This window comes from Pseudomonas sp. JZ134 (genome assembly GCF_051027695.1).
Taxonomy (GTDB): domain Bacteria; phylum Pseudomonadota; class Gammaproteobacteria; order Pseudomonadales; family Pseudomonadaceae; genus Chryseomonas; species Chryseomonas luteola.
In genome coordinates this window covers 2,275,607-2,287,319 of record NZ_CP069250.1, presented here as the reverse complement: position 1 = coordinate 2,287,319, position 11,713 = coordinate 2,275,607, and the positions used below count along the sequence as shown (strand labels likewise).

The 11,713-nt window shown below is 53.4% G+C and carries 16 protein-coding genes; 8 read left to right on the top strand and 8 right to left on the bottom strand.

Annotated elements, in window-relative coordinates; translation table 11 throughout:
* Positions 1-33 precede the first annotated feature (33 nt).
* Both JQR86_RS10685 and JQR86_RS10680 read right to left on the bottom strand, forming a co-directional pair.
* Positions 34-762, bottom strand: coding sequence for a TorF family putative porin (locus tag JQR86_RS10685; RefSeq protein WP_074825426.1), 729 nt, complete (start codon positions 760-762; stop codon positions 34-36).
* A gap of 329 nt (positions 763-1,091) precedes the next feature.
* Positions 1,092-2,015 (bottom strand): DUF6279 family lipoprotein, encoded by a 924-nt coding sequence (locus JQR86_RS10680; RefSeq protein ID WP_404627590.1) that lies wholly within the window; start codon positions 2,013-2,015, stop codon positions 1,092-1,094.
* A 210-nt stretch (positions 2,016-2,225) separates the two neighbouring features.
* Between JQR86_RS10680 and JQR86_RS10675 the strand changes: the two genes are divergently transcribed.
* Together JQR86_RS10675 and JQR86_RS10670 are read left to right on the top strand one after the other, a co-directional pair.
* Positions 2,226-2,372 (top strand): PA1414 family protein, encoded by a 147-nt coding sequence (locus tag JQR86_RS10675; RefSeq protein WP_010798068.1) that lies wholly within the window; start codon positions 2,226-2,228, stop codon positions 2,370-2,372.
* Between the two features lie 312 nt (positions 2,373-2,684).
* Entirely contained in the window at positions 2,685-3,824 is a 1,140-nt protein-coding gene (locus JQR86_RS10670) for a PQQ-dependent sugar dehydrogenase (RefSeq protein WP_434153547.1), read from the top strand.
* A 24-nt stretch (positions 3,825-3,848) separates the two neighbouring features.
* Here JQR86_RS10670 and JQR86_RS10665 read toward each other — a convergent pair whose 3' ends face one another.
* The 3 genes from JQR86_RS10665 to JQR86_RS10655 form a co-directional block, all read right to left on the bottom strand.
* On the bottom strand, positions 3,849-3,998 hold the full coding sequence (locus tag JQR86_RS10665; protein ID WP_010798070.1) for a hypothetical protein: 150 nt from the start codon (positions 3,996-3,998) through the stop codon (positions 3,849-3,851).
* Between the two features lie 85 nt (positions 3,999-4,083).
* Positions 4,084-4,692, bottom strand: coding sequence for a hypothetical protein (locus JQR86_RS10660; protein ID WP_286788660.1), 609 nt, complete (start codon positions 4,690-4,692; stop codon positions 4,084-4,086).
* A 78-nt stretch (positions 4,693-4,770) separates the two neighbouring features.
* A complete protein-coding gene (locus tag JQR86_RS10655) occupies positions 4,771-4,980 on the bottom strand; it encodes a cold-shock protein (protein WP_010798072.1) in 210 nt (69 codons plus the stop codon).
* 243 nt (positions 4,981-5,223) lie between these two features.
* On the opposite strand from JQR86_RS10655, the gene JQR86_RS10650 reads away from it, so the two are divergent.
* Positions 5,224-6,072: a CvfB family protein gene (locus JQR86_RS10650; RefSeq protein ID WP_150347545.1), complete on the top strand. Its 849-nt coding sequence runs from the start codon at positions 5,224-5,226 to the stop codon at positions 6,070-6,072.
* A gap of 34 nt (positions 6,073-6,106) precedes the next feature.
* Complete coding sequence (gene def / locus JQR86_RS10645) at positions 6,107-6,646, top strand: peptide deformylase (RefSeq protein ID WP_010798074.1); 540 nt, start codon at positions 6,107-6,109, stop codon at positions 6,644-6,646.
* Between the two features lie 5 nt (positions 6,647-6,651).
* On the opposite strand, the gene JQR86_RS10640 is transcribed toward def, so the two are convergent.
* Together JQR86_RS10640 and JQR86_RS10635 are read right to left on the bottom strand one after the other, a co-directional pair.
* On the bottom strand, positions 6,652-7,281 hold the full coding sequence (locus tag JQR86_RS10640; RefSeq protein WP_010798075.1) for a DsbA family oxidoreductase: 630 nt from the start codon (positions 7,279-7,281) through the stop codon (positions 6,652-6,654).
* A 46-nt stretch (positions 7,282-7,327) separates the two neighbouring features.
* On the bottom strand, positions 7,328-7,762 hold the full coding sequence (locus JQR86_RS10635) for an NUDIX hydrolase (protein ID WP_434153546.1): 435 nt from the start codon (positions 7,760-7,762) through the stop codon (positions 7,328-7,330).
* Between the two features lie 367 nt (positions 7,763-8,129).
* On the opposite strand from JQR86_RS10635, the gene JQR86_RS10630 reads away from it, so the two are divergent.
* From JQR86_RS10630 to JQR86_RS10615, 4 genes are all read left to right on the top strand, one after another.
* Positions 8,130-8,996, top strand: a complete 867-nt coding sequence (locus tag JQR86_RS10630; RefSeq protein ID WP_051370196.1) for a hypothetical protein — start codon at positions 8,130-8,132, stop codon at positions 8,994-8,996.
* 2 nt (positions 8,997-8,998) lie between these two features.
* On the top strand, positions 8,999-9,436 hold the full coding sequence (locus JQR86_RS10625) for a phage holin family protein (protein WP_010798078.1): 438 nt from the start codon (positions 8,999-9,001) through the stop codon (positions 9,434-9,436).
* Positions 9,433-10,311 (top strand): DUF3618 domain-containing protein, encoded by an 879-nt coding sequence (locus JQR86_RS10620; protein WP_074825444.1) that lies wholly within the window; start codon positions 9,433-9,435, stop codon positions 10,309-10,311. Before JQR86_RS10625 ends, JQR86_RS10620 begins: the two co-directional genes overlap by 4 nt.
* 351 nt (positions 10,312-10,662) lie before the next feature.
* On the top strand, positions 10,663-10,998 hold the full coding sequence (locus JQR86_RS10615; RefSeq protein ID WP_312271086.1) for a hypothetical protein: 336 nt from the start codon (positions 10,663-10,665) through the stop codon (positions 10,996-10,998).
* Here the strand turns inward: JQR86_RS10615 and JQR86_RS10610 are convergent.
* Positions 10,992-11,513 (bottom strand): hypothetical protein, encoded by a 522-nt coding sequence (locus JQR86_RS10610; RefSeq protein ID WP_434153545.1) that lies wholly within the window; start codon positions 11,511-11,513, stop codon positions 10,992-10,994. The two genes, JQR86_RS10615 and JQR86_RS10610, sit on opposite strands and share 7 nt — an antisense overlap.
* Between the last annotated feature and the right edge of the window lie 200 nt (positions 11,514-11,713).

Here is an 11,713-nt window from a genome sequence, read left to right as displayed (position 1 = left end):
TTGCATCCAGCGGTCCTATGACCGCTGGGTGACTTAAAACAGAGGGTGCGACGCCTTTAGCAATAAAGCGGTATCGCAGTAGGCGTTGTGTCCTGAATAGGATGAGCAATCCTGTCCCTGAAGACTGGTTCCGGTGTAAGAAAAGTTGAACTGAGTATCAGCCCATTTGCGGGTCAGATTTACCGACCAATCATTATACGAGCGAACCATGTCGCCACTTGCCAGCGTCACCGGCGAGTTCAGCATGTAATTTCCATAACGCATGGAAAGGCCCATTCCGAGAATCGGAGTAGTACCCAGGTCCGCGTAAAGAGATGTGTTGCTACGGTCGGGATCATTGGCGAACGCCGCGCCAAAGCGGCTACCGAAGATGCTAATACCGGAGTAGATTTCCCGGCTGGGTTCTACGTCCTGCGTGACGTGATCGTAATTGATCAGGCCGAATTCATAACCGTATCCGCTGCTGGCAAAGCGATGCTTGTAGCCCGCATAAGTATCCATTTCAATGGATAGGTTATCTGCGGAGGATCCGCTGTTCGCCGTCCACTGGCCAAAGTACAAGCCAGTGTCATGGGTGAAATCCAGACCGCCATTTACTGCGCCGTTAGAAGGCTTGACGAGCCCCTGGGCCATAGTGCGCGTCTGGGTCGTTCCCAGTGTCATATCGAAGCCGCCCAGGTCACGCTGCAAGAGCGTCTGGGCTGTAGCAGTACCGGAGGCAAGAGCCGCCACAATAAAAACAAGCCATGAAGGGTTTGGCATGGGTTTCACTCCCCTAGGTTTAACAGGAGCGGCGATTGCTCAGCAGCCTGCACTAGCAGGCAAACAGCCAGAGGCCAAAGCAATGCCTGACGTCAACATTCATCCGTGGTTGAGCAGGTAGTTAATATTCAAAAAAGTCCGCCACGTGGAACACGCTACGTTCTTGTTATGACAGGAGGAGCCAGGCACTCAGGCACGTAAAACAGGCTCAGGGGAATAATATCGATCTAGCCGAATTGGAAAAGGTCATTCGTCGGTTAAATTTTGACCAATATTACAAACTTAGGAATAAGACCTCAGGTAATTACTCAACAGTTCCGCTGATCGTGCTAATTTTTCGTTCTATCGCACCGTTGAGGTTCAAGGTCTTTCTGTATATCCGTTAATCGACTGACGATCTGATTACGCTGTGTTTCATCCGTGGTTTTGTACACGTCGTCAATAAGCGAAATCGCTGCCTCCTGGGTTTTCGAAAAGCTTTCCCGGTAAGCAGGCGTCCACAGGCTTTCCCGATCCTGCAGCAGCTGTTTGACGCGCTGTGGGAAATCTGGCTCGCCGCGATGTTGCAAGGCCTCAAGCAGTTCTCGCTGCCACTGAATCCGATTGCCGACCCAGGCCTGATTTTGATCACCAAGTTGCACCGACCATTGCATGATTCGGTCTTTCTGAGCCGGATTGAGCGAGCCTGTCCAGAAGCTGATGCGTTCCTCCATACGAGCGGCCCGATCTCGAATCTGTTCGCCGCGAGAAGGGTCGAGGTACTTTTTACGACGGTCCTTGATGTCACGGTCCAGCTCTTCCTTCAGCTCTGCGACCTGCTGATCGGTCAGCTGTTTTAACAGATCGGTACTGGTCGGTGTGATTTCAACCGCCAGGGTATCGACGGCCTGTTTGAGTTCATCCATGCGGGCCCTGATCGTTACTGGGAATACCTGCTGGTTACGCACCATAGTCTTGATGCCATCCATCCACTCTAGATAGCGAGGCAGCTCGTGGCTACAGTGCCAACGCAGATGGTCCGCCAACCGTTCGTCAAACCAACGACGCTGCTCGGAGTTCATGTCGAGGTAATCGTTCATCGACCACGGTATAAGCGTATTGAGGTGCTTATAGGCAAATCCGACACGGGTACAGGCCCCGACGCTTAGGGCAATGGCAAAGATGACCAACCAGGGTGAAAGCGGAACACGCATGAATACTGCCTCTTCCAGAGCACTACTGTTTAGTCCTTCAAAAACTGGTTCTGGTTGCATACTTGTCTGTTTGCAACGTAGCGCACAGGCCGTTTGGGTTGAGCGAAATATAGTGTTACGGCTGGGGCAATAGTTCTGGAATTGAATAGGGCAAAATTGACTCAATATTAAGGTAAGCCTGCCGATAATCTGTTGAGTGCGTTATTCAGGCAATTTTCCGGCAGACACGTAGTCTCTGTATTACAGGTAGTAGATCTCAGGAGATCGGTGATGAAAGAACGTATTCAAGAGCTGGCGTCCAAATTGATCGAGGCGCTGGGCCTGGCTGATCAGCCGCGTCTTCAGCCTATTCCTGTGCGCAGCCGCGAGCGGGAGCGTTTGGCAGAAGAGCAGCGTCGTCGCGCACGTCGTCGCTAACCCCTACTTAAATTCTATGCATTGAACGCTTGTCTTTGCCGTAGCCCGTATAGTCAAGTCGGTAACGGCAACGTCCAATGCAGGAGTCGATGCTGATCACGGCTCATTTTCCCTGATTAACCCCTGCAACCTGAATCGCTAACACTGCTTTCACAGCACTGATCTGCTATAGGGTAATACCATCCCTGTTAAAAGGTGCCGAAACGGACTACGTCTGTAAGCGTTCGCTTATTGTAACTGTCTATGTGAGTGGGCCTTTTTAGCCGAAGTAAAGCGCTACAGTCAGTTTTCCGGTTAAAAAGGGGGAACACTATGTTTAAGTGGGCGTTGGCAGCGGGCGCGTTGCTGTTAAGTAATGTAGTCATTGCTCAGGGACAGGTCGCTACCTATCCCAGTGAGAAAGGCAAGGTGAGCGTTACGGTCATTAAGAAAGGCTTGGACCATCCGTGGGGGCTGGCTTTTTTGCCTGATCAAAAGGGAATGCTGGTAACCGAGCGGCCTGGGCGCCTACGTGTACTCAAGAGCGACGGCTCTGTATCTAACCCTATTGCAGGCTTGCCGGCTGTCTACAATCGCAGCCAGGGCGGCTTGATGGACGTGGCTTTGTCTCCTTCTTTTGCTGAGGATCGTCTTATTTATCTCAGCTACTCCGAAGGGGGAGGCGAGGATGACAAGGCTGGTACGGCGGTTGGGCGAGGCACGCTCTCTGCTGACATGACCCGTGTGGAAGGCTTTACCGTGATTTTCAGGCAAGAGCCCAAACTTTCTACCGGTGCGCATTTTGGCTCACGGCTGGTGTTTGATCAGCAGGGCTATCTATTCATTGCGCTGGGTGAGAACAACCAGCGTATCACGGCGCAGGCGCTCGATAAGCTCCAGGGCAAGCTTGTTCGCATCAAGGCCGATGGCACCGTTCCGAACGATAACCCCTTTGTAGGCCAGTCAGGTGCTCGCCCGGAGATCTGGTCCTATGGGCATCGCAACCAGCAGGGCGCGGCCCTGAATCCCTGGACCGGACAGGTCTGGACGAATGAGCATGGGCCTCGTGGAGGAGATGAGGTCAATATTCCGCTGGCAGGTAAAAACTATGGTTGGCCTTTGGCTACCCACGGGATCAACTACTCCTATACACCCATTCCGGAAGCAAAGGGCAAGGACGTACCAGGGACAGAGCAGCCATTGTATGTATGGGAGAAGTCGCCGGGCGTCAGCGGCATGGCCTTTTACTCAGCCGATCGGTTTCCCGCCTGGAAAAACAGCCTCTTCATTGGCGCTCTTGCTCAAGAGAATCTGATCCGGCTGCAGCTAGAGGGCGACAAGGTTGTTCATGAGGAGCGTTTGCTGGAAGAAAAAGGGGCACGTATCCGGGACGTTCGCCAGGGACCTGATGGTTATCTGTACGTATTAACGGATTCGTCAGAAGGGGAAGTGCTGAAAATAGGGCTTGAATGAAGAAGGGCGCATACGCGCCCTTTCTCAGTTATAACCCGTGCCGTCTTTCATGCGATCAGGGCTGTTGGGAGAGGGCGGGTTACGCTCCGAATCCACCTGGGCATGTTCTGTGCGGCGTGGCTTTTCTGCTTGATCTCTTTTTTCGTTTTCGGCATTTCGCGTTTGTTCAGTCATGGCTCACCTCGCATTGCGTGGTTATGAATGGCTCATAAGGTGTGACTGAACTTATACAGACCCGTTCAATGTTTTCGGCCAACGGTCATTGCAGTGTCTGAAACGTTGGCTGCTCAGCTATCAAGGTCTTTAGCAGCTCGTTGACCTGCCGGGTAAAGGTATCGGTAATCGCTTCGCCGGTTGTATGTCCCATGAAGGGAAGAAACCAGATACCCATCCAGGTCTTGATGGAATCATCGTTACGGTGCCGGGCAACTGGGTGCAGGCTAGGGTCGAATAACTCGCCTGTCAGGGTAAAGTTGTCCTTGGCCACGCCGGGGACAATAAATAGCGTTGCGCCGGTAAGCATGCCGCTGGCAACAGAAGCTGCCATGGCGCTGTGGTTGTATAGCTTCAACTTGAGTACGTAATCACCAGGCTCGGCACGATCAGGCGCCAGGCTGTAATGACTGAAGAGCTCCGAGGTCTGCAATGCCTGGATGAGGGCCGGTTCCAGGCCTTCACGCGCTACTGGAATGGATCGGGCATCCCCATCGCCGGGTTCGCCCCGGTAGAAATTGAATTCCACGTGTAATCCAGGACGGGCGAAAGACGGCGAAGCGATGGGCGCTGGTGTAGGGGCGACCTGATCGCCTGGAAACACCGCACATCCTGATAGGGTCAGAAGCAGAACGAGTCCCAGTTTACGAAGCATATATCATCCTGTTATCTGTCGTGCAGGCATAAAAAAAGCCCAGCTTTGCAGCGGGGCTTTTTCGAGAAGTCGGGGTAGTTAGACTACCTGAACCTCATCAGCCTGCAGGCCCTTCTGGCCTTGCACGACCAGGAAGGAAACGGCTTGACCTTCCTTCAGGCTCTTGAAGCCAGTGCTCTGAATGGCACGGTAGTGTACGAAAACGTCCGGGCCGCTCTGCGGAGTGATGAAGCCGAAGCCTTTTTCATCGTTGAACCACTTGACGGTACCGGTTTGGCGAGTAGACATGGATTGCTCCCTGAACAAAGATTTTTGACAGCGCTGGAACTGCCCAGGCTGCGACTGAGTGCAAAGAGTCACCACTGCTAAGCGTGGCCATGGCCTCGCCGATAAACGGTACACGTGCAACACAGTGCAGGCACTGTAACGCTTTCGAAGATTTTGTCTAGCCCTTTTGCCAGGGCATTTCATGGTTTATCGGTTGAGCAGAATATGTCAGGTATGATAGTGGCTTCTCAATGAGGTACTAGCATGGCTTTAATCGGGCGTTTTAATAGTCTGCAAATTATCAAGCGGACGGACTTTGGCTTATATCTGGATGCCGAGCAGGACGGTGAAATCCTGTTGCCGAACCGCTATATCCCGAAGGATCAGCCCATCGAGGCGGGTGATTGGATCAATGTATTCGTTTATCTCGACAGTGAAGACCGGATCATTGCGACGACTCAAAAGCCCAAGGTTCAGGTAGGGCAGTTCGCCAGTCTGAAAGTGGTCGAGGTCAACCGTATCGGAATTTTTCTGGATTGGGGCCTACCTAAGGACCTGTTGCTCCCGCACTCCGAAGAAAAGCGCCCGTTGCAGGTTGGGGATTACTGCGTGGTCTATGTCTATATTGATCAGCGCACCCACCGAATTACCGCAACGGCGCGCCTGGATCGATACCTGGATACCGTACCGGCGTCTTACACAAGCGGTCAGGCAGTCGATCTGCTGGTGGCCGAACAAACGCCCATGGGCTTCAAGGCCATTATCGAAGGGAAGCATTGGGGACTCATTCATCAAAATGAGGTCTTCAAGTTTCTGCGTAGCGGTATGCAGGAAAAGGGCTTTATCAAGGAAGTGCGCCCCGATGGAAAGATCAGTCTTTCCCTGCAACCGTTGGGACGTCAGGCTGTCGATGCGCTGGGTCAGCAGATACTTGGGCTGGCAAAAGCCCGCAATGGCGTTCTCGAAGTCAGCGACAAAAGCTCGCCAGAACTGATCAGCAAGCTGTTCGGCGTCAGCAAGGGGACGTTCAAGAAGGCCATTGGCGGTTTGTACAAGCAGGGGCTGATCGTTATATACGACGACAGGATCGAATTACCTGAGACGGACGATTGATAGCCGCCTCACCTGAACATTGACGGAGGCAGAAATGATTCGTGAACTGGTGAGAATGGGTGATGAGCGCTTGTTGCGCATCGCCAAACCTGTGCCGGCATCCATGATTGGCAGCCAGGAGCTGGATGCGCTGGTGGCGGATATGTTCGAGACTATGGAACAAGCTGGTGGTGTGGGTTTGGCTGCTCCGCAGATCGGTGTGGATCTGCAGTTGTTCGTAATGGGCTTCGACAGCAGCGAACGCTACCCGGATGCACCTGCAGTGCCCCAAACCGTTGTTATCAATCCTGTGATAACGCCGTTGTCACAAGAGATGGAGGAGGGGTGGGAAGGCTGCCTTTCCATCCCCGGCCTGCGCGGTGTCGTTGATCGGTATGCCCGTATCCGTTACAAGGCAGTGGACGCGAGAGGCGAAACGATTGATCGGATCGCTGAAGGTTTTCATGCGCGCGTGGTGCAGCACGAATACGATCATTTGATCGGGCGGCTCTACCCGTCGCGTATCACTGACTTTTCCCGGTTCGGATTCACGGATGTCCTCTTTCCGGAAACCTCACCGGCAGCTCAACGCTAGCAGGCTCAGCGTTGAGTCGTGAGCGTCTCGATTGCCCGTGTGAGACGCTCATAGTCCACCGCGCCGCTAAGCTGGGTTGCTTCTTCGTAGGCTTGGCCTTCCAGACGGATTAGTAAAGTGGGCACCGCTGTAATACCCAGTGTCTGGGCCAGCGCTTCATCGTCGAGCACGCTCTGGGTATGACGATTTTCTTCAAGCGCCACACCTAATTCGAATGTATCGATGCCCTGCAGGTTTGCAATATCCAGCAGGATGTCGTCACGACCGATGTCGCGCCCTTGTTCAAAAAAGGCCTTGAATATCCCTTGATGCATGGCATCGAACTGTCCAGATTGCCGGGCATGTTCAGCTACTTCCAGTGCTCGTCGGCTACGGGGTTGCACGGGAGGCAGGCGCAATGTCAATCCCCGTTCTTCCGCCATGGGATATACCGCTCGCGCCCATGTGCTGCGTAAGTAATGGCTATCCGGGATAAGGGTTGGGATGGGGTCTGGTCTCAACTCGAAGGCATGCCATGTAACGGTCAGCCTGTCGCCATAATGCGCCTTCAGCTGATCGAGCAGCGGCAATTCCAGATAACAGAATGGGCAGACGTAATCGCTCCAGACGTCGATGTGGATAGGCAGTGTGCTCATAGGACTCTCCTTTGCAGGAACGACAGGCGTAGACTCTTGACTCTCGCTATGCCTGTCGGTTCGCAGGGGAAAGGCCCGTATTCCGCTGCAATAGCGGTAGAACGTGTTCAGACAGCAGGGGCGCCAGAGCAACCTCATAAGGTGGTGTCAGCGGTATCCAGGCCAGCGCCTCAAGCTCCGCCGCTACAGCCAGCGAGGGTGTATCTACATAAGCCATGAAAAGCTCTGCCTCAATCATGGTGTCTGGCTCGTTGGCAGCGGGCGCCTGGAAGAGGCCGAGCGGCTGGCAGGTCTCGGTATCCAGCAGCAGATTCAATTCTTCCTGAATCTCTCGTGCAAGTGCTTCGAGACCGCTTTCGCCTGCCTCCAGTTTGCCGCCAGGCAACATGAAGAATCGGGTATGTCGTTTACGTACCACGAGTAATTCGTTTGCCGGGTTGAGCAGGCAAGCGGCGGCAATCTTTAGGCGAGTAATAGGCATGACACATCCTTGTCTTGGAAGAGGGCCGCTATTGTCCGCACCTTGGTCAGTACTGACCAGCCCTATGTGCAGCTGGGGTATGAGGAATTGATGCGAAAACCAGAGGTAATCGATTTTTCCAACATTTCACAAAAAAACCTTTAAAGGCGGCGTATACCGATGCCGGTTATCGTGAATAGCGCTACTTGACAAAATCGAAACGAACTCCTCCGTGCCGCTGAAGTCACCTTATTAACGCGCAGTTTTATGTCTTTTGAGTCACCGCTGCGCTTACCAGCCGCTATTGTGCGGAAAAACGTAAAAATGGTGGGACCAAGCTATGACATCACCCTACGAGAGTAATACTCGAGAAAGCCAGCAGCAGAGTATGCCGTCTGCCCAAGAACAGGCCGAAGCCATGAAAGATAAGGCCCGGAGTGTGGCGGACAATGCAATGGTGCAAGGTAAAGGTCAGATTGATCGTTACAGCGACAAAGCCGCCAATGAAATCGAAACCGTCGCTAACAGTTTCAAAGCGGCAGCGTCGGAGCTGAGCGACCAGGATCGTGCCGGTCTCTCAGGCTATGTCTCCGATATCGCCCAAAGCATGGCCGGGCTAGCTGATACGCTACGTGGCAAAAGCGCTGATGAGTTGATCCAGGAAGCAGGCCGACTGGCCCGTGAAAACCCGGCACTCTTTTTGACCAGCAGCATCGCTATTGGCTTCGGACTGTCTCGCTTCGCCAAGGCCAGCAGCCGCAAAGCCAATACCTCCGGCATGGAGATGTCGTCCTCGAACACCAGCGGCTCCGGAGTAGGTTCCGATCTGTCCTCCGGTTCGTCCTATACCGCTCGGGCAGGTGCAACGGGTGAAACCATGACCACACCGCCAACGCTGGGCGAGAGCGACAAGGAAACATCCTGTCGTGTAATGGGCTCTAGTGCGGCCATGGGAACCACATCTTCGGTTAACCATGCCGGTATGGGTGGCTTTGAGCATTCAGATGGCACGCGTACCATCGATCCGGCATCCCAGACCAGCACACCTGTTATCGCCGAACAGGAAAGCACCTATCAAAACAGTACCTCCCAGTTGCCTAAAGGCGATACCACGGCCACTACCTCAATTGTCCGTCCAGTGCCTACATCCGACTTGGGCGATACCCCACCCTATGGTTCCCCCGCGCTTGATCCTGATCGTGCATCAACCACAGCGCTAGGCAATACCAAGAAGGACACTAACGGAGGTCTGTAATCATGAAAGAACAACCGAACCTACGTGATGCTACCTATCAAGAAGAGACTGGCATCGATTCAAATTCAACCTCGATTGCAGGTCTGGTGCGTCAGCTGACACGCGAAGTGCCTTCTCTGTTTACCAAGGAATTAGCACTAGCCAAGGCTGAGATTACCGAAGCCTTGAATACTACCAAGGCTGCCACAATCAGCATGGCATCAGGCGGTATTGTTTTGATGGCCGGTTTTATCATGCTGCTGCTTTCAGCCGTTCTTGGACTGAGCCAGGTCATGGCGCCCTGGTTGGCCGCCCTGATCGTGGGCGGTGTGGTGTGCATAGTGGGTCTGGTAATGGTATCTGCGGGCAAGAAGAAACTTGACCCTGCGGCGTTCAAGCCAGAGCGAACCATTAATAGCATGCAGAAAGATAAAGAAGCCGTGAAGGGGAAAGTAGCATGAGCACCGATACCCATAGCCGACTAGACGCTGAATCGCAAAAAGATCCTGCGACTCTTGAGCGTGAAATCGATCAGCAGCGTGACAGTATCAACGATATCGTGAATGCGCTGGAAAGCCGCCTTTCTCCCGGCGAGTTGCTTGACAAGGCAATGACCTATGCCAAGGGCAATGGAGGCGAATTTATCAATAATCTGGGCTCGACCATCAAGGCGAACCCAGTGCCGACACTGCTTACCTCGGTTGGGCTCATGTGGATGATGATGGGCCAGAATCGCAGTCAGCCCTATACCAATGCGGGCATGTCCTCCACAGGTACGTCTTCCACCGGTATCGTTGACTCGCTAAGGGATAAAGCTTCAGGCCTGAGCGACACATTACACGACAAGGCTAACAGTATGTCCGGCGCGGTACATGACAAGACAGACAGTATGAGAACGCAAACTCAGGGCTTTAAGGACAAGGCTGCGGACATGCGCAGCAGCACGTCTGACTCCATGAGTTCAGCCCGTCAGACTGTAAGCGAAAAAGCTCAGACTGCATCCGAAACCATGCGTAACCAGACGGCCAAGGCCAAAAGTGGTTTCCAGTATATGCTGGAAGAGCAGCCGTTGGCGCTGGGTGCCATTGGGATTGCAGTAGGTGCGCTACTTGGAGCGACCTTGCCTGCAACCGAGCGTGAAAATCGCTTGATGGGCAAGACCAGTGATCGGATCACTGACAAAGTGAAGATGAAAGCCGAGCAGGGTTATGCCAAGGCAACTGAAGTAGGGCAGGATCTGGCTGATCAGGCGACAAATCGTGTTAAGGAAGAAGCCGATCACATGTCTTCCAAGCATCAGGAACAAGAGCCACAGCGCGCATCACGCTCCATGTGATATGTGCTTTCCCGCTAGCGGCCTGCGCTCGGTAGGCCGCTAGAATTTCTCTAGCTTTTGATTGGATTCTCCTGAGTCGTATCGGGTATAGCGGCCTCTAACGGAGGTACGAACGTGCATCGATATCTCACGATCCACTCCTTCCCGTATCCCTTTCTTTTTTCGTCTATAGAAAGCCTTTGTTGGGGCTTTATTGAGTCCTGCCGGAATACTCTGCCTACGAACGCCGTCCTGGCTTCACACGCCCTACCCGGCACCACCGAAAAACTGAAAAGGTGTGCGACGGGACCAATGGTTTGAAACAGGCCCTCTCGTAGAGGTCTTAATGTGGAGGAGGGGCAGGAGATCGAAATGAGCGTATTTAAAATAGCAATGTGCGGGCTTGGGCTGGCCTTGGTGGTGGCCACCAATACAGGTATTGCAGACGAGTTTGATAGACGTGCGATACCCCGAACCTATATAAGCCCCGGAGCGTCCGGGAGCATCGATACGCAGCAGCGTAGCCAGCACTATAATCTATACGGTGGCCAGGCTGTCCCGCGTGGAACGGTTCGGGAGTACCGCTCTCATTCCAGCGAACAGTATGAACAGCGAGGCTCGATTCGCCAGAGCACGGAATACCCTGGCGGAATCGAAATTGAACGGACTCCGGGCTCTACAACCAACCGGCTTGAACGTCGTCAGTGAGTCATGGCCGCTGTTTCGGAAGGCTTGTCACTGCTCAGACGCTCCACCAATACCAATGCCTTCTCGAAAGAAGGATAGCCGCTCTTGGCAACGTCAAGATCGCTGTAGCTGTCCTTGTAGGTTTCCGCTCGAATAGGGTCTGCTTCAGTTACCAGGTAAGGCTTGGAATAGACCTGATAGAGCATTGCATAGGCCAGCGGATACTCTTTCTTGGCTGAGGTTTCCAGCAGGGACAGCACGTCATCTGCTTGCGGGCCTTGCTTGATCATTACCAGCGCCTTGTAGAACTCGATCTCGCCGGTGCCTTCTTCAGCTTTGTCGGCTTGCATCGAGGCGCGATTGAGCAAGGCGTCAGCCAGTTTGAGTTCATCTTCCCCTCCCGATACTACAAGCATCTTTGCCTGGAGGAGGTCATTCTGGGTGAGCAGATGCAGTTCTTCCTGAGTAAGTTGAGGGGATTTACTGGCGCAGCCTACCAGCAATGCGGTAGCGAAAAGAGGAATCCATTTTTTCATAATAGATCGTTTGATCCCTTGTCTAGCCATCTGAAGCAGCTTGTCTTCGACGGTGGTGGTGCCAACGAGTTCACTACTCATCATATCTCGTCTGCGGAAAAGCGCTTTATAATCGAACCGCTGGGCGCTTTCGTGGTCGGATCTCCCAACGCTCGGGGTCGAGCGCTTTTAGACGTCCATTTAATCGGTCACTGAGAGCC

Bases quoted from the DNA above. Each gene is read 5' to 3' on its own strand.
- JQR86_RS10685 (WP_074825426.1), bottom strand. From the start codon at position 762: ATGCCAAACCCTTCATGGCTTGTTTTTATTGTGGCGGCTCTTGCCTCC.
- JQR86_RS10680 (WP_404627590.1), bottom strand. From the start codon at position 2,015: ATGCAACCAGAACCAGTTTTTGAAGGACTAAACAGTAGTGCTCTGGAA.
- JQR86_RS10675 (WP_010798068.1), top strand. From the start codon at position 2,226: ATGAAAGAACGTATTCAAGAGCTGGCGTCCAAATTGATCGAGGCGCTG.
- JQR86_RS10670 (WP_434153547.1), top strand. From the start codon at position 2,685: ATGTTTAAGTGGGCGTTGGCAGCGGGCGCGTTGCTGTTAAGTAATGTA.
- JQR86_RS10665 (WP_010798070.1), bottom strand. From the start codon at position 3,998: ATGACTGAACAAACGCGAAATGCCGAAAACGAAAAAAGAGATCAAGCA.
- JQR86_RS10660 (WP_286788660.1), bottom strand. From the start codon at position 4,692: ATGCTTCGTAAACTGGGACTCGTTCTGCTTCTGACCCTATCAGGATGT.
- JQR86_RS10655 (WP_010798072.1), bottom strand. From the start codon at position 4,980: ATGTCTACTCGCCAAACCGGTACCGTCAAGTGGTTCAACGATGAAAAA.
- JQR86_RS10650 (WP_150347545.1), top strand. From the start codon at position 5,224: ATGGCTTTAATCGGGCGTTTTAATAGTCTGCAAATTATCAAGCGGACG.
- def (WP_010798074.1), top strand. From the start codon at position 6,107: ATGATTCGTGAACTGGTGAGAATGGGTGATGAGCGCTTGTTGCGCATC.
- JQR86_RS10640 (WP_010798075.1), bottom strand. From the start codon at position 7,281: ATGAGCACACTGCCTATCCACATCGACGTCTGGAGCGATTACGTCTGC.
- JQR86_RS10635 (WP_434153546.1), bottom strand. From the start codon at position 7,762: ATGCCTATTACTCGCCTAAAGATTGCCGCCGCTTGCCTGCTCAACCCG.
- JQR86_RS10630 (WP_051370196.1), top strand. From the start codon at position 8,130: ATGCCGTCTGCCCAAGAACAGGCCGAAGCCATGAAAGATAAGGCCCGG.
- JQR86_RS10625 (WP_010798078.1), top strand. From the start codon at position 8,999: ATGAAAGAACAACCGAACCTACGTGATGCTACCTATCAAGAAGAGACT.
- JQR86_RS10620 (WP_074825444.1), top strand. From the start codon at position 9,433: ATGAGCACCGATACCCATAGCCGACTAGACGCTGAATCGCAAAAAGAT.
- JQR86_RS10615 (WP_312271086.1), top strand. From the start codon at position 10,663: ATGAGCGTATTTAAAATAGCAATGTGCGGGCTTGGGCTGGCCTTGGTG.
- JQR86_RS10610 (WP_434153545.1), bottom strand. From the start codon at position 11,513: ATGAAAAAATGGATTCCTCTTTTCGCTACCGCATTGCTGGTAGGCTGC.